Origin of the sequence: Flavobacterium sediminilitoris (assembly GCF_023008245.1) — a bacterium.
Taxonomy (GTDB): Bacteria; Bacteroidota; Bacteroidia; order Flavobacteriales; family Flavobacteriaceae; genus Flavobacterium; species Flavobacterium sediminilitoris.
Genome location: NZ_CP090145.1, coordinates 3,012,244 through 3,029,572 on the forward strand (window position 1 = coordinate 3,012,244; position 17,329 = coordinate 3,029,572).

At 28.7% G+C, this 17,329-nt stretch carries 15 protein-coding genes; 11 read left to right on the forward strand and 4 right to left on the reverse strand.

What is annotated here, in order from left to right:
- Positions 1–115 precede the first annotated feature (115 nt).
- The 11 genes from LXD69_RS13790 to LXD69_RS13840 all read left to right on the forward strand — a co-directional run bounded on the left by LXD69_RS13790 (position 116) and on the right by LXD69_RS13840 (position 13,480).
- Positions 116–535 (forward strand): IS1/IS1595 family N-terminal zinc-binding domain-containing protein, encoded by a 420-nt coding sequence (locus LXD69_RS13790; protein ID WP_045971315.1) that lies wholly within the window; start codon positions 116–118, stop codon positions 533–535.
- 98 nt (positions 536–633) lie between these two features.
- Entirely contained in the window at positions 634–1,869 is a 1,236-nt protein-coding gene (locus LXD69_RS13795) for a hypothetical protein (RefSeq protein ID WP_045971811.1), read from the forward strand.
- A gap of 24 nt (positions 1,870–1,893) precedes the next feature.
- Entirely contained in the window at positions 1,894–2,151 is a 258-nt protein-coding gene (locus LXD69_RS13800; RefSeq protein ID WP_045971313.1) for a DUF4212 domain-containing protein, read from the forward strand.
- 25 nt (positions 2,152–2,176) lie between these two features.
- Positions 2,177–3,931: a sodium:solute symporter family protein gene (locus tag LXD69_RS13805; RefSeq protein WP_045971311.1), complete on the forward strand. Its 1,755-nt coding sequence runs from the start codon at positions 2,177–2,179 to the stop codon at positions 3,929–3,931.
- Positions 3,932–4,295: 364 nt separating this feature from the next.
- A complete protein-coding gene (locus LXD69_RS13810; protein ID WP_246915832.1) occupies positions 4,296–6,986 on the forward strand; it encodes an ATP-binding protein in 2,691 nt (896 codons plus the stop codon).
- Positions 6,987–7,001: 15 nt separating this feature from the next.
- Positions 7,002–7,364 carry a response regulator transcription factor gene (locus LXD69_RS13815; protein ID WP_045971307.1) on the forward strand — a complete coding sequence of 121 codons (363 nt, stop codon included), beginning with the start codon at positions 7,002–7,004 and terminating at the stop codon, positions 7,362–7,364.
- Between the two features lie 186 nt (positions 7,365–7,550).
- Positions 7,551–9,461 carry an acetate--CoA ligase gene (gene acs, locus LXD69_RS13820; RefSeq protein ID WP_045971305.1) on the forward strand — a complete coding sequence of 637 codons (1,911 nt, stop codon included), beginning with the start codon at positions 7,551–7,553 and terminating at the stop codon, positions 9,459–9,461.
- A gap of 97 nt (positions 9,462–9,558) precedes the next feature.
- Entirely contained in the window at positions 9,559–11,994 is a 2,436-nt protein-coding gene (locus tag LXD69_RS13825) for a WG repeat-containing protein (RefSeq protein WP_246915833.1), read from the forward strand.
- 77 nt (positions 11,995–12,071) lie between these two features.
- On the forward strand, positions 12,072–12,644 hold the full coding sequence (locus LXD69_RS13830; RefSeq protein WP_246915834.1) for a DUF2867 domain-containing protein: 573 nt from the start codon (positions 12,072–12,074) through the stop codon (positions 12,642–12,644).
- The gene (locus tag LXD69_RS13835; RefSeq protein ID WP_246915835.1) at positions 12,625–12,984 is read left to right on the forward strand and encodes a cupin domain-containing protein; all 360 of its coding nucleotides are present in this window, start codon (positions 12,625–12,627) and stop codon (positions 12,982–12,984) included. Before LXD69_RS13830 ends, LXD69_RS13835 begins: the two co-directional genes overlap by 20 nt.
- Before the next feature lie 7 nt (positions 12,985–12,991).
- Positions 12,992–13,480, forward strand: a complete 489-nt coding sequence (locus LXD69_RS13840) for an AAA family ATPase (protein ID WP_246915836.1) — start codon at positions 12,992–12,994, stop codon at positions 13,478–13,480.
- A gap of 24 nt (positions 13,481–13,504) precedes the next feature.
- Here the strand turns inward: LXD69_RS13840 and LXD69_RS13845 are convergent, their stop codons facing one another.
- The 4 genes from LXD69_RS13845 to LXD69_RS13860 all read right to left on the reverse strand — a co-directional run bounded on the left by LXD69_RS13845 (position 13,505) and on the right by LXD69_RS13860 (position 17,242).
- Positions 13,505–13,798: a hypothetical protein gene (locus LXD69_RS13845; protein ID WP_045971298.1), complete on the reverse strand. Its 294-nt coding sequence runs from the start codon at positions 13,796–13,798 to the stop codon at positions 13,505–13,507.
- Between the two features lie 150 nt (positions 13,799–13,948).
- Complete coding sequence (locus tag LXD69_RS13850; RefSeq protein WP_246915837.1) at positions 13,949–15,199, reverse strand: hypothetical protein; 1,251 nt, start codon at positions 15,197–15,199, stop codon at positions 13,949–13,951.
- Positions 15,200–15,218: 19 nt separating this feature from the next.
- The gene (locus tag LXD69_RS13855) at positions 15,219–15,968 is read right to left on the reverse strand and encodes a hypothetical protein (RefSeq protein ID WP_246915838.1); all 750 of its coding nucleotides are present in this window, start codon (positions 15,966–15,968) and stop codon (positions 15,219–15,221) included.
- An 11-nt stretch (positions 15,969–15,979) separates the two neighbouring features.
- Positions 15,980–17,242 (reverse strand): hypothetical protein, encoded by a 1,263-nt coding sequence (locus tag LXD69_RS13860; protein ID WP_246915839.1) that lies wholly within the window; start codon positions 17,240–17,242, stop codon positions 15,980–15,982.
- Between the last annotated feature and the right edge of the window lie 87 nt (positions 17,243–17,329).

Below are 17,329 nucleotides of genomic sequence, written 5' to 3' on the forward strand. Positions count from 1 at the left end.
TTTAGTTGTATTTTTATGTATAAAAATTAATAAATCATATTTTTTTACAAAAATAAATGATGAATCCATAATTTAAATTGTGCTAATTTAATATATTTATGCAAAATTTATATATATGGAGATAGTTGCTTGTCCAAAATGTCAAAATACTAAAGTTGTAAAAAGCGGAATTATAAAGGAAAGACAACGTTATTTGTGCAAATCATGTACTTATTATTTCACAGTAAATAAAGTAGGGAAGAAGATAGACGACTATTATGTAACTAAAGCACTACAACTATATTTAGAAGGATTAAGCTATAGAGAAATTGAACGTATTATAGGTGTTTCTCATGTATCAATTAGTAATTGGGTAAAAGAATTTAAAATAAAGAAACCTCCACATCCTAATTATCATCCTAGCTATAAGATATTTAAGCATGCAGAATTAGTGGAATATTTAAAGAATAAAGACCAATTATCTGGTGCAGGAATGATTATTACAGAGTTAGGAGATAAATTTATGTTAATAAAATGGGAACGTTTTAAAGATTAACTATACTTACTTTACATTTATATATATACTTTATTACAGGATTGGAAAATAATTCTAAAATTTGGTTGAATCAAAAACAAACAATCAAATTTTATAGTATGAGAAAAATGTTGATTATTACTGGATTATTTCTTTCAATTTTGGGATACTCACAAGGGTCTCCAGATTATGAAGGAGGCTTAAAAGTAAAAATAAATGAAGATGGTTCTAAATATTTTAGAATCATATCATGGGCGCAGTTTTGGGCGCAACATAATTCAGACAGACCTTTAGATGTTAATGGCAATGAACAAGCCGATTTAAATTTTAGTTTGCGTAGAGCAAGGCTTCTATTGTATGCGCAAGTGAGTAAAGATTTCTTAATCCTAACACATTTTGGATTAAACAGTTTAAATGCTGATAACATGAGCCCAACAGGAACAGGAGATGCTTCGCAACTATTTTTTCATGATGTTTGGGCGCAATATAGCTTAGGAAAAAATCACGCTATAGGAGGTGGGTTGCATTATTGGAATGGTATTTCTCGTTTAAATAATCAGAGTACATTAAATTTCATGACACTGGACAATCAAAGACAATCATGGGCCACGCTGGGTTTGTCAGATCAATTTGCTCGTCATTTAGGGGTTTATTTAAAAGGATCTTTCGGAAAATTACAATATAGAGTTTCTGTTAATGAAGCAGAAACCAATAATTTACAAGCAAGTACTACTCCTGTAAATGGAGGAAGTGCAACTTATACAGGGAGACGTTTATTAGGATCAAAAGAAGCAGGAAAAACCTATTCGGGCTATTTTGAATATGGTTTTTTAGATAGTGAGAGTAATTTTTTACCATATAAAGTAGGTTCTTATGTGGGAAGTAAAAAAATATTTAATGTAGGTGCTGGTTTTTTTATGCATCCAAAAGGTTCTGTTATTGCAGATGCATCAGGTACTTTAAAAGGTGAAGATGTAAACATTCTTGCAGTAGATGCATTTTATGATGCACCAATAGGAAATAATGGTGGTGCAATAACAGCTTATGCTTTGTATCAAAATACCGATTATGGAAAAGATTTTAGATTAGGTACTACTTATGAAACAGGATCTATGCTTCATGCACATATAGGTTATGTATTACCTGTAAAAACTAAAACAAAGTTTCAACCTTATTTGTCTTATGATGATAGAAAAATAGACGCTATTAATGACAATGCTTCTCAATTAGGTATTGGAACTAATTTCTATTTAAGTGGACATAATTCTAAGATTACATTAGAATATCAAACGTTAAAATACGCACAAAATGATGCTGTAAATACACTTACACTTCAGGCTATGATTTATCTATAAAATCTCAATTAAAATAAAATTATTATGAGCGATCAAAAACACGCAACAGCGTACTGGAAGGAAAACTTAAGATACCTTCTCATACTATTAAGTATATGGTTTATTGTTTCTTATGGAGCAGGAATACTTTTTAAAGATCTGTTAAACGAAATAAAAATAGGAGGTTTTCCATTAGGCTTTTGGTTTGCCCAACAAGGATCTATTTATGTGTTTGTCGTTCTCATTTTTGTCTATGTTAGGTTAATGAATAAGCTAGACAAGAAATATGGATATGACGAATAAAAACTAATACTTTAAAGAAAAAATCATGGATGTACAAAATTGGACATATATAATTGTAGGCATTACGTTTGCCATATACATAGGAATTGCTATTTGGTCTAGAGCTGGTTCCACAAAAGAGTTTTATGTAGCAGGAGGAGGTGTTTCTCCATTAGCGAATGGAATGGCAACAGCAGCTGACTGGATGTCTGCGGCTTCGTTTATTTCAATGGCAGGTATTATTTCATTCGCAGGCTATGATGGAGCTGTTTACCTTATGGGTTGGACAGGTGGTTATGTATTACTAGCATTGTTATTAGCTCCTTATTTACGAAAATTTGGAAAGTTTACAGTTCCTGATTTCATAGGAGAGCGCTATTATTCAAAAACGGCTCGATCAGTTGCTGTTTTCTGTGCTTTAATTGTATCGTTTACTTATGTAGCAGGACAAATGCGAGGTGTAGGTGTTGTATTCTCTCGTTTTTTAGAAGTAGAAATTGAAACAGGAGTTGTTATTGGAATGATTATCGTATTATTTTATGCTGTTTTAGGAGGAATGAAAGGTATTACATATACTCAAGTGGCACAATATTGTGTTTTAATATTCGCTTTTATGGTACCTGCTATTTTTATCTCTATTCAAATGACAGGTAATCCAATTCCGCAATTAGGAATGGGCAGCACGGTTACAGGTTCAGATACATATTTACTAGATAAATTAAACGGATTATCTACCGAATTAGGTTTTGCAGAATATACTTCGGGTTCTAAATCAATGATTGATGTTTTTGCTATTACTTTAGCATTGATGGTAGGAACAGCAGGATTGCCACATGTTATTGTTCGTTTCTTTACTGTGAAAAAAGTACGCGATGCTCGTAAATCTGCTGGATGGGCTTTATTGTTAATTGCTATTCTATATACAACGGCTCCTGCGGTTTCCGTTTTCGCAAAAGCAAATCTTATTGATACAGTTAACGATAAAAACTATGCCGATATGCCGCAATGGTTTACTAACTGGGAAAAAACAGGTCTACTAAAATATGAAGATAAAAATGGAGATGGTAAAATACAGTATTACAATGATAAATCAAAAGATGCAGCTTTTATAACGGCATCAGAAACGAAAGGATTAAAAGGAAATGAGTTAACTATTGATAATGATATTATGGTATTGGCTAATCCTGAAATTGCCAAATTGCCAAATTGGGTTATTGCTTTAGTAGCAGCCGGAGCTTTAGCAGCCGCTTTGTCAACTGCTGCTGGATTGTTATTGGTTATTTCATCTTCTGTTTCTCATGATTTAATTAAGAAAATGATTAATCCATCTATTTCTGAAAAGGGTGAATTATGGGCAGCTCGTGGTGCAGCGACTGTAGCAGTTGTAATTGCGGGTTATTTTGGAATTAATCCACCTGGTTTTGTAGCAGCAGTAGTCGCTTTAGCTTTCGGATTAGCAGCCGCTTCATTCTTTCCTGCTATTATTTTAGGAATCTTTCATAAGAAAATGAATAAAGAAGGTGCTATTGCGGGTATGATAGTGGGAATGTTGTTAATGCTATATTATATGATGAAATTTAAATTTGGACTATTTGATGGGGGTAAAGAAGCTGTTGCAGGCTTAAAAGAGTCATGGTGGTTTGGTATTTCACCAGAAGGTTTTGGTACAATTGCTATGATTGTGAACTTTATAGTTGCTTTTATTGTAAATAAATTTACTCCAGAACCACCAGCAGATGTACAGGATATTGTAGAGAATATAAGAATCCCTTCGGGAGCTGGTGAAGCAACAGGACATTAATTTTATAAATCAAAAAGGAAAAGGAAACATAATGGTGTAATGAATTATTTTAATGCGCTATTTTCCTTTTTAATTAATAGTTATGATTATTAGCACTAAAAATCGCTGTAAATATAATACAGCGATTTTTTTAGGTTAAAAAGATATATTGTATTTTTAAGCAGATAAATCAGTAAAATGAAAAAACGACATCAACAAAAATTAGTTGTATTAACGGTTTTTATTTTTTTAGCGCTAAATCTCCCTTTGTTACTATTATTTGATAGTAGTGATGCATTGTTAGGAATTCCTATATTTTACATATATGTGTTTTCAATTTGGTCGCTTTCAATTTTAATATCCATTATAATTGTTAATAGATATTATGAATAGTATTACATTAATCTTTATTCTATTAGTTTACCTTCTTTTTCTTTTCTTTATTGCACATTGGGCAGAAAAGAAAGAAAATTTAAAATGGGCTAATAACTCGTATGTATATTCCTTTTCATTAGCAGTGTATTGCACGGCTTGGACATATTATGGAAGTATTGGTGTAGCAGCAAATTCAGGATTAAATTATTTAACCATTTATGTAGGTCCTATTATCATTATTCCTGCTTGGATTATTATTTTAAGAAAAATTATTCGTATATCTCGATTAAATAATGTGTCTAGTATTGCTGATTTTATTTCACTTCGCTATGGTAATAGCCGGTTTTTAGGAGCTATTGTAACGATTGTGTGTTTAACTGCTATTTTGCCTTATATAGCTTTGCAATTAAAGGCTATTTCAGAAACTTTTCATGTAGTTACAAGAACAACAGAAGATTCTTTAGTGTTTTTTGATACAACAACTTATGTGGCTATTGCATTAGCTTTGTTTGCTTCTTATTATGGAACGCGCTATGTGGATGCTTCAGAAAAAAGAAAAGGAATTATTACGGCTGTGGCTATGGAAAGCATACTTAAATTATTGTTTTTTATAATCATTGGTATTTATGTTACGTATTTTGTTTTTGATGGATTTGAAGATATTTATGCAAAAGCTTCTGTTTTAGAAAATTTTGAACAGAAAAATACAATAGGCGGATTAGAGCAAGGGATGAATTGGTTTTTTCTATGTATGTTATCTTTATTTGCAATTTTTTTATTACCTAGGCAATTTCATGTTTCAGTAGTAGAAAATAATAGAGAAAGACATATTAAAACTGCTCTTTGGTTATTTCCATTGTATTTGTTAATCTTTAATGTATTTGTTTATCCTATTGCTTGGGGAGGCAATGTGCTTTTTGATGGAGATTCTAAAAACGCAGATACCTATTCGTTATTAATTCCTCAATATTTTAATAATACTTTTTTAACTATTATTGTATTTCTTGGAGGTTTTTCGGCTGCTATTTCTATGATTATTGTATCTAGTATTAGCTTGTCTACAATGCTAAGTAATAATTTATTAATTCCATATACTTTCTTAGGGAAATTAAAAAATGAAGAGCAAGTCATTAATAATAAAAAGATAGTCAATATTAGAAAAATAGGAATCTTTTCATTGATTATCATTTCTTATTTAATTTATCGCTTTTTTGCATTAGATTATAGTTTAGGATCAATAGGGTTAGTTTCATTTGTTATTATTGGTCAATTGGCACCTGCATTTTTTGGTGCTTTGTTTTGGAGAAGAGGTTCGCGTTTAGGTGCTATTTGGGGAATTATTATAGGTTTTGCTGTGTGTTTTTACACATTGTTAATTCCATATTCTTTTGGAATAACAAATGCAGCTAATACTTTTATTGCAACAGGGTTTATGAATATCGATTTTTTAAAACCGCTAGCTTTGTTTGGGTTAGATTATTTATCGCCTATTTCTCATGCCTTTTTTTGGAGTATGTTTTTTAACGTAATGACCTATTTTGCTGTTTCGGTAAGCTTTAAAGGAAATTATCGCGAACGCAATTATGCAGAAATGTATATTGATATAGATAAATATAGCATGAATCATGAAAATGCTTTTGTATGGAAAGGAACTGCTTATACAAGAGATATAGAAAAAGTACTCATTAAGTTTTTAGGTGTAGAAAGAACCAATAGAGCTTTAAATATATTTAATGTTAAATATAATGTAGATAAAAATCAGGAATTAGCAGATGCACGCTTGGTAAAATTTGCAGAAAATTTATTGACAGGTCACATAGGAACAGCATCAGCACGTATTCTAATTTCGAGTGTAGTAAAAGAAGAAAAAGTAACACTACCCGAAGTATTGAAGATTTTAGAAGAATCAAATGAAACTATTTTAATTAATAAAAAACTAACTGAAACATCTAATGAGTTAAAAAAAATAACAGCACAATTGCAAAATGCAAATGAAAATTTAATAACGAAAGACAAACAAAAAGATGAGTTTTTAGATACGGTAACACACGAACTTAGAACACCTATAACTGCAATAAGAGCAGCTAGTGAAATTTTAATTGATGATGATGATATTCCTGAAACTTTAAAAAAACAATTTCTTCAAAATATTATTTCAGAATCGGACAGACTCAATCGATTAATTGATAAAATACTCGATTTAGAAAAATTTGAAACAGGAAAACAAACATTAAATCTAACAGAAAATAATTTAAATGAAACTATTTTAAAAACAATTGAACCCTTACAACAATTAATTAAAAATAAAGGAATTACTTTGCATTTTGAAAATGAAACAACCTTCTCCTTTTTTTATGATGAAGATAGAATAGTACAAGTAATAACAAATTTACTTTCAAATGCTATTAAATTTTGTCCAGATGATAATGGAATAATTAACATTAGGATTAAGAACAAAAAAGAAGAATATGAAGTTTCAATTTTAGATAATGGAAAAGGAGTAAACATAAATGACTTTGAAAACATTTTTGACAAATTTTATCAATCAAATAATCAAAATATAAAAAAACCAGTAGGAAGTGGTTTAGGATTAGCTATTTGTAAACAAATTATAGAACTGCATCAAGGAAAAATTTGGGGACAAAATAACGATAAAAATGGTGCTTGCTTTACTTTTACATTGCCCAAAATAAATGTTTAAACAAAAAAGTTAAGAATGAAAAAGATACTTATTGTAGATGACGAACCTAATATTATTATGTCTCTTGAATATACATTTAAGAAAAATAATTTTGAAGTGTTTATAGCACGAGATGGACAAGAAGCATTAGATATATTAAAAAATCAAATACCAGATGTTATTATTCTTGATGTGATGATGCCAAATGTAGATGGTTATGCAACACTTGAAGAAATTAACAATGATAAAAAATTAGATAATTGTAAGGTTATCTTTTTATCAGCAAAAAATAAAGAATCAGACATTCAAAGAGGAATAGACTTAGGAGCAAGCGCTTATATGACAAAACCTTTCTCATTAAAAAAATTAGTAGATAAAGTAAAAGAATTACTAGAATAGAACTTATAATTTAAATAAAACAGTAATAAAATGTGAATTGTAAAAAAAATAGTTTCTTACATTGAATATTATTTAATCATAGATAGGTATTCAACTAATAGAACTATAGCAATTTAGCAACATAAAATTTATTTCTTGTTATAGAATTATTATCTTTACACTTCGATTAAACAAAACGTACAATATATGAGCTATTATAAAATTAAAGACTTAGAGAATTACTTTAAAATGTATAAGAAATCGGTTCGTGAGCCTAGAAAATTTTGGGATAAAATAGCCGATGAAAATTTTATTTGGTACCAACAATGGGACAAAGTCTTTGAGTTTAACATGGAGGAAGCTCAATTTAAATGGTTTGTTAATGCGAAATTAAATATTACGAAAAACTGTATTGATCGTCACTTAAATAAAAGAGGGGATAAAACAGCCATTATTTTCGAACCAAATAATCCTGATGAAGAAGCGCAACATATAACGTACAATGAGTTATATGAAAAAGTTGCAAAAATGGCCAACGTTTTAAAAGAACAAGGAATTAAAAAAGGAGATAGAGTTTGTATTTATTTGCCTATGATTCCAGAATTAGCCATTGCAGTTTTAGCTTGTGCTAGAATAGGAGCCGTTCACTCAGTCATTTTTGCAGGTTTCTCTGCGTCAGCAGTAGCAACAAGAATAAATGATAGCGAATGTAAAATGGTTATTACTTCAGATGGAGGATATAGAGGAAATAAAGTAATTGATTTAAAAAGTATTGTTGACGAATCATTATTTAATTGCTCATGTGTTGAAAAAGTACTAGTTGTAAAACGTACTGGTGGAAATGTGATTATGAAAGAAGGAAGAGATATTTGGTTACAACCTCTTTTAGATGAAGCACTTGGTAATCATGTTGCAGAAATTATGGATGCAGAAGACCCTTTGTTTATTCTTTATACTTCAGGTTCTACAGGTAAACCAAAAGGAATGGTACATACTACCGCAGGATATATGGTGTCTACAGCTTATACTTTTAAAAATGTATTTAGCTATGAAGAAGACGATGTATATTGGTGTACAGCCGATATAGGTTGGATAACAGGTCATTCATATATATTATATGGACCACTTTTAAATGGAGCTACTACAGTTATTTTTGAAGGAATTCCGTCTTATCCAGATCATAGTCGTTTTTGGGAAGTAATAGAAAAACATAAGGTAAATCAATTCTATACAGCTCCTACAGCTATTAGAGCTTTAGCAAAAGAAAGTGTAGAATACATACAACGTTTTCAGTTTAAAAGTTTAAAAGTTATTGGATCTGTTGGAGAACCAATAAACGAAGAAGCATGGCACTGGTATAATGACCATGTAGGTGGCAAAAGATGTCCACTAGTAGATACTTGGTGGCAGACTGAAACAGGTGGAATTATGATTTCTCCAATTCCTTTCGTAACACCTACAAAACCAACTTATGCATCTTTACCTTTACCAGGTATTCAACCTGTTTTAATGGATGAATTACGTAATGAAATTGAAGGTAATCAGGTAACCGGAAGTTTGTGTATTAAATTCCCTTGGCCATCAATGGCAAGAACTATTTGGGGCGATCACCAACGATATAAAGACACCTATTTCACAGCTTTTCCTGGAAAATACTTCACAGGAGATGGTGCTTTGAGAGATGAGGTTGGATATTATAGAATTACAGGTAGAGTAGATGATGTTATCATTGTTTCAGGACACAATTTAGGAACAGCTCCTATTGAAGATAATATAAATGAGCATCCAGCAGTTGCAGAAAGTGCTATCGTAGGATTCCCTCATGATGTAAAAGGAAATGCTTTATATGGGTTTATTATCTTAAAAGAATCTGGAGAAAATAGAGATAAAGAAAATCTGACCAGAGAAATTAACCAATTAATATCAGAACAAATAGGACCTATTGCAAAACTAGATAAAATTCAATTTGTAAAAGGTTTACCAAAAACACGATCAGGTAAAATTATGAGAAGAATATTAAGAAAAATAGCAGAAGGAGACTTTGCTAATTTTGGAGATACATCTACTTTATTAAATCCGGAATGTGTGGAAGAAATTAAAAACGGAAGAATAGAATAAAAAATAAATAATGACTATAAAAAACTGCTTCTCAAAAGGAAGCAGTTTTTTTATATCCATAATTCAATTATATTTGGTGAGCAAAAACAAATAAATTATGAAAAAAAGTATCGTGTTCTTCTTCTTTATAGCTTTTAATTTATATGCACAAGTCCCTCATAGACCTACAATGGAAGTGGCAGACGAAATAGGAGTTAAAGCTCCAAGAGAATCAGGAAATCGATATTCTATTTTTAGAGATAAAGAAAATAAAGTAGGTTATAAAAGAAATGATACGGTTATTATAAAACCTATTTATGATGAAATTGATTTTAGACAATCTGTTTTAGTACTAAGAAAAGATAAAAAAAGAGGTGTTGCCAATAGAAATGGAGAAATACTAATTCCTATTACCTTAGATTCAGTTTATGTAGATTATAATACTGATGCTATTATAGTTTGTGATAAAGGAAAATATGGTTCTTTTGATGATAAAGGAAATAGTATTTTGCCTATAAAATATCCTAAAATAGTTTATTCAAATCCAGTTAGTAATGTATCTTTAGTTAAAAATGAAAAAGAAAACACATTAGATATTTACTTATTTGATAAAAAAACAAAATACACAAGCAACGCTATTTTTCTGTTTACTAATGCTATGTTTTTTAGTCATGAAGGAAAGTATGGTCTTTTTATTGATGGAAAGCAAACATTAGATTTTGAATATGATGCTATTTCTATTGATGGAAAGCCCATTGGCAGTAGTTACACTCATTTGATTAATAAAAATAAGTTTGTTTCACAAAAGAAATACCTAAATATCTATATCGTTGAAAAAGATAAAAAATTCGGAGTCAATTTTCAAGAAAAAGTTATTTTTCCTGTTGAATTAGACAAAGCGTCTTACGATAATATTAGACAAATTGTACAAGTAGAAAAAGGAAAGTTAAAAGGAGCTTACTTAGTAAATTCAAAAAAGATAATAGAGCCTAAATATCAAAACATTTATTTAGATGGAACTCAGTACATTGAATTAAAGGAAAATAATAAAGTAGGGATGTTTACTTATGCTTTAGATACTGTTATTCCTATTGCTTATGATGACATTCAAATACAAGGATTTAATTCAGGATTTAAAGTAATGAATAATAATAAAAAGGGATGGTTCTCTAGAAAAGGAGAAGAAATAATACCAATAATTTATGATGATATAGAAGACTTTTCGTTGAGTAATTTAAAAGATGTTTTCTCTGTTAAACAAGATGGAAAATATGGACTTATTAATAAAAAAAATGAAGTCTTAATTCCAGTACAATACGAGCATATATTTGATAAATCAGATTTACTATTTGTAGTTACTCCAGAACCAGAGCGTAAATTCGGATTATATAATTCATATGGAAAAGAAATATTGCCAGCAGTCTATGATTTTATTACAGATACAGATATACAAAAAAGTAAAACAATTCTAGCTGTAAGAAACGGAAAATACACATTAGTAGATGAAAAATTAAAAATAATTTTTCCAGATGAAATAATAGAACATTCTTATTTACTGGATACTAATTTATTAAAAACACCACCATCAATTCATGATAATGCTTATTTAAGATTAAAAAACATTAAAAATAGAGTAGGTCTTTTTAATGAACATACTGGAAAATTAGAAATTCCTTTTGAATATGATGATATAATACAAGAATGTATTATGGATGGAAAAACATTATTTTTAACCTTAAAGAAAGGAAAATATGGCATTATAGATAATAAGAATACTGTTTTAATACCAAATTCTTATGATAATTTAGATTTAACCTTTCAAAATTATAACGAAGAGTATAAAATATTTCCCGCTCAAAAAAAAGGAAAATATGGTTTAATTGATAATCATAATAAAGTAATACTACCTTTTCAGTATGAACATATTGCTAAATTGAGCTATGATAATCTATTTAAAGCTAAAAAAGATGGAAAATACTCATTAATAGATGAAAAAGGTACAATTCTAAATGCAGGACCATTTGATGATATTGCAAACTTTGAAGAAGATGAAACCTTAACGTTCTATAAGGGAGACATGAAAGTGATGAATAAAAAAGGAATTTTTACAGGATTACAAGGTAAAATGGATATTCATGAAGGCTATGCTACTTTTGATATATTAAAAGAAGAATTAATCAAAGCTTTAGACAGTAAAGAAGACGATTTATTGAAAACATTTGCTAATAATATAGCACCATCTAAACATCTTTTATTTTATATCAATAAAAGTAGACCAGACAAGAATGATTTACTCTATTTGAATATTGAAGATATAAAAGAAAAATATTTTCAAAACCTATTAGAATTTAAATATCAAAAGTGGAATAATTATTATAAAAAATCTTCTTTAACAAAAGTGGTAGATTACACCATTTATTCAAGTGGAATTGTAACCAATAGAAGAGCTACTGATTGGGCCTTTGGAGATAGTTTCTTAGAAAAATTACTTCGAAATTCACTAAAAGTAAACGGTTATTGGATTAGTACATATTTTATGTATAGTAGATTTTAGTACTTGTAAAAATCAATACAGATGAAGGATTATTCTTAAAAAAAGAGTAACTTTATAGTTTCAATATTTAGTGAAAAATGGATACTGTAAAGTCACAACTTCCCAAAGAATCTTTGTTAAATGTAAACAAACAATCATATCATTATATTGATAGTTTTCAAGGTTCTATAATAGACAAAGAAGATATAATATTACCAATTGATGTTTTAAAAGCATTTTTTAACACAAGCCCTAAATGGATTGAAACGTTATTTACTTTTAGAAATAAGTTAGTACGTGTTTTTGGATTAAAAATCACAAATAAAATTCAAAACAAGAAAGAAATAGTTGCTAATTTAAAAGGAGAGCCTGATGAACAAATAGGTATTTTTAAAATTTTTGAAACAAGTAATCAAGAAATTGTTTTAGGAGAAAATGATAAACACCTTAACTTCCGAGTATCTTTATTCATAGAAAAAAATAAAGCAAACATAACGCAAAAGCAAATCACAATTACAACGACAGTTGTTTTTAATAATTGGTTTGGAAAATTATACTTCTTTCCAGTAAAACCTTTTCATAAAATAATTGTTCCCGTAATGCTAAAAGAAACGATTAAAAATTTAAACCAGAAAATAGAAGCCAACTATAATGAAAGTACAAAATATTAATCAGAAGTTAGAACTTTTTTCAGAACACTGGAGTCCAAAAATAGTAGGAGAACTAAACGGACAATATGTTAAATTAGTAAAACTAAAAGGAGAATTTGTCTGGCATAAACACGATAATGAAGACGAATTATTTTTCGTTATTAAAGGTGTTTTAAAAATGGAATTTAGAGACAAAACAGTAATAATAAATGAAAATGAATTTTTAATTATCCCAAAAGGAGTAGAACATAAACCTGTTGCAGATGAAGAAGTTTCTGTAATGCTTTTTGAACCAGCAACAACTTTAAATACAGGTAATATCGAAAATAAACGTACAAAACACCAACTCGATAAAATATAATAAATATATGATACATCTTATAGTAGGAAATACAGGTTCTGGAAAAACTACTTATGCAAATAAACTAAAACAAGAAAATAAAGGGATTATATTTTCAATAGATAAATGGAATAATACGTTATTTTTATCAGATAAGAAAGAAGAAGATGGGTTAGAGTGGTTTTTAGAAAGAATCAATCGTGCAGAAACTTTAATAATGGATCTAATCATCCAATTAGAAAATGCCAATACCCATAGTATTCTTGATTTAGGATTATCGAAAAAAGAACATAGAGATAAATTTAAAAAATTTGCAATTTCAAACGGATATGAAATAAGGCTTCATTTTCTAGATATTTCAAAAGAAATCCGATGGGAAAGAGTAAAACAGCGTAATAATGAAAAAGGAGTTAGTTATGAATTTGATGTTTCGCAAGCTGATTTTGATTTCATGGAAACTTGGTTTGAAAAACCTAATGATGATGAACTGAAAGATGGAATTATAATTAGAACATAATTAAAAAAAGTAAAAGTATAAGGATTAGTCCTTGAGAATCTCAATTACTTTTCCATATACTTGCTTGGTCCAACCGTTTATATGTCCGTGATTGTTGCCTATTTGTAAGCCTCTTCTTTCGTTTTTCGCTTTTACTAAATGCGTATACACGTTGCCTCTTACTTTACAATACACTATATCACCTACATTACATTCTTCCCAACTTGTGGGTGCTAATCGAACAGCTTGCTTGGACTTTAAAATAGGTAACATACTGTTACCGGCTTCTCGAGAAACAATGGTTTCTCCCTCTAATAGTTTTTGAATTTTGATATTCATTTTTAATAATTTATTGTTTTGGAAACGAAGATTTTTCTTTATTTTCAAAGCAATACTTTGCCTATTAGATTATGGTACAAAATAAAAACACTCCTGCGTAATTATTTTACGTAGGAGTGAAATTTGTATTTTGTAAAATGTGCTTATATTTTATTCAATTCCTTTCTCTAAACTTATTTTTTTAACTTTCGATAAATTATAAGTTATTCCAAAAAAGTGTCCAAATTTGAATTGAGTTTGCGTTGGTATTGTTCCTGAATCACCAAGGTTATAAGAATTACCAACATTATAGGAATCTGCAATTCTTTCTACTTTTCCCATAGCAAGACCTGTTGTAAAAATAATACGCTCTTGTTTCCCTAATATAGCTCCAACACCTAACAAAAATTGAAACTTTTGATTGGCAGTTAGAGCTGCTCCAAAATTGATTGAAGGGACTATCCAAGAATTCATTCTTATATAAGTATTTACAGTAGAACCAAAAGCAAAATCATAGTCACCTCTATTTTTTAAAGTAATAATTTTATTTCCTGGAACTGTCAAATCATCCTTTGTGTCAAATTCACGATCATAAACTGAACTAAAAAATATCCCTGCACTGACATCAATTTTTAAACCCCCTTTAATCCAAATATTATAGGGCTTAGATGCAAAATTGACATCTTCTTCTTTTGTTTCTTTGTCAAAACGTTTCAATTTAAATTCTATGGCATCAATATTTTGACCTTGAATATCAATTGGTAAGATGTATTGCTCTAAATTAAAACTAAATAATTTTTTTATAATATTTCCAGTGCTTTTTTCAGCTTTATCTTTTGTTTTTAGTAAGCTTTTTTGTGTACTTAAATATTTGGCATCCTTTTTAAAATCTTCCAATTCATTGATTTGTTTATAATTAAATCCGTAAATCTTTTTACTAATTTTAAGAAATAATTCTCTTTTATCTTTATAATCATTTTCTTTTAGTACATCTTTTTGTTTCAAAATTTCATAGAGAGTTTCTACTTCAATATTTAATGAGTCAATGTATTCATTTAGTTTTTTATTATTGTCTATAATATTTTGAATAGTAGTTGTTGTCTCAATTAATTCTTTAATCTCTTCTTGTGAATTTTCATTATTTTTAACTTCATCAAGTTCTTTTTTTAGTTGTTTTTCATCGTTAAAATAGGAAATACTTTTTGTGTTTATCTTATAATCATATTTTAATGGATTTCCATTTATTAATTGAATTGAAATCATATTTTTTGGTTTAACAGAAAGCCATTTAAAGTTATTTGTATTTGAAATACTATTTTCATTTGGCTTACCTAAATCGATCTTTATTATTTTGGTTTTTACTTGGCTATAACCAATAATTCCAAAGAATAAAAAATATAGGATAAATGTTGTTGTTTTCATAATATTAAAATTTTAATTGTTATTTTTTTAATTTGAATTCTCCTCCTTTTATGAGCCATGAAATACCAAAGCATTCTACAGCAATAGTTTCTAGCCAAAAAGTAAGATGATGGGTTTTGTGAAAGTCATGAAATGAATTAGGAACAATTTTATTAAAATAGTCGCTTCCTAAAAAGATTAAGATTATTGAAAAAATCATTATGACTCCAAGAATTCTATATATTTTATGTCTAAAATCAATTTGTTTTTTTGAATCTTCATAACCCTCACTTGTTTTTGTAAATCGAAAAATTGACATATAGGCTAACGACAATAAGAAAATTCCTGCGGATATGTAATGAGTGATTTCTCTAGTAGGGTCTTTTTCTAAAATAGTAATTATATGTTTTTTTGAAATATTTAAACAACCTTGTAGTAAGCTATCTGTGGGTAATAAAACAACAAGTAATGCAGAGATTCCTGTAATTGAAGAGATTATAAAATCGATGAAAACATTTCCTTTATACACAATAAAGAAAATAGCTAGTAAAGACATTATGGCAATAAATAGAGGACCCGATTTTGTATAATAATAATGACTTATTGAAGGGAGTAATTCTTCTAAATCATCGGTTAAATAAAGTAGTAGAGGTAGTAATAAAGGCAATAGAATGCCTAATATACCTATTAACCTTCGTAGCGTATAAGTACTTTTTAGCCATATATCTTTATCAGTATTATAATTAATATTAAGTAACTCATATTTATTGTTATGAATAGAGGTTTTCATAATATTATGATTTAATTAATTCTAACATAATAGTATACTGTAACATTTTTAGGTCTTGTTTCAGAACCACCTTTAGAATCAGTTTTTAATTGTAGATATCCGGCCCAATTACCTGGATCAAGGTCTTCGCTAGCAGGATAACCATGATTTCTATGCCCTAATGTTAGTTTTTCAGTTGTATGAAAATGTGATTCGAAAATATCCTTTTGAAAATCACCTGCAACTCTATTTTGACCATCAACATCTTTTTGTTGCTCACTTACTTGATTTGTATAAAAAGGATCAAATTGATTTAACCCTCTTAAAAAAACACCTCGAAGATCTGGTGTATTAGACCTACCTGTTTTTCTTGTATACTTAGAAGTAGAAATAGTTCTTCCATCGGCAGGTGCCCATTTAGACTTGCTTGCATCCCAAGCACTAGAACTAACATTTTCAGTAATTTGAGAAAAACTATTCCAATCTAAAATAGAAGTAATTATTGATCCTACTGGAAATTCTTTTTCAAAGCCAACATCGCTTCTTTCTACTAGATAAACTAAATTTTCTCTATCCGTATTTATGGATAAAATCAATTCGTTTTCAGGATATCTTTCACAGGAGATACTTATTTGATCGGGAATGTTTTCTCCAATAGCTATACCTTGTATGATTTTTGTACTCCCAATAACTTTAAAATCTTTAACTTTAGGCATAGGGTCTGTGCTTATACTTTTTTTATACTTAATATTGAAGATTACATTTTTTGGCGTTTCTATAATGTTTTCTATAAAAAAGCCACTTTTTTGATTAATAGTAACACACTGAACATAAGCTTTTGCTAATTCAACATCTGGTACAGCAGTAACTGAAGATTTATAAAACTTTTCATCGATTTGCAATGATTTTGCTATCCTAATTTTTTCTTGAAATTTATCTATTTCATTTTCAGAGGCACCAAAATCAAGACCAATTTCTGAAATTAAACCAGATTCTCCTACTGGAATAACTCCATTAACTCCTAAATTCCATTTGTTAGATTTAAAATGATCTTTAAAAGTTTGTGATTCAAAATATGTTTTTAAATCACTGTTAAACGAACTGGTTTCTGTTTTTAAAATATATTTATAAAGACCATCTTTTAATATTGGTAAACAATCATTATTTTGAGAATAAGTAATATTTAAGGCAAGAAGTGAAAGTAATAAAAAAGTAATTTTTACTTGATTATAAAATAATAAGATGTGGTTTAAATAAAAGTAATTAGCTTTTACTTGTTTTTCATTTTTTTTCATGATTTTAAAGTTTTAGTTATTGTTTCAAAGGTATCTACACAACACTATACCAATCAATTACCCTTTCGGGTGATATTGGTTACATTC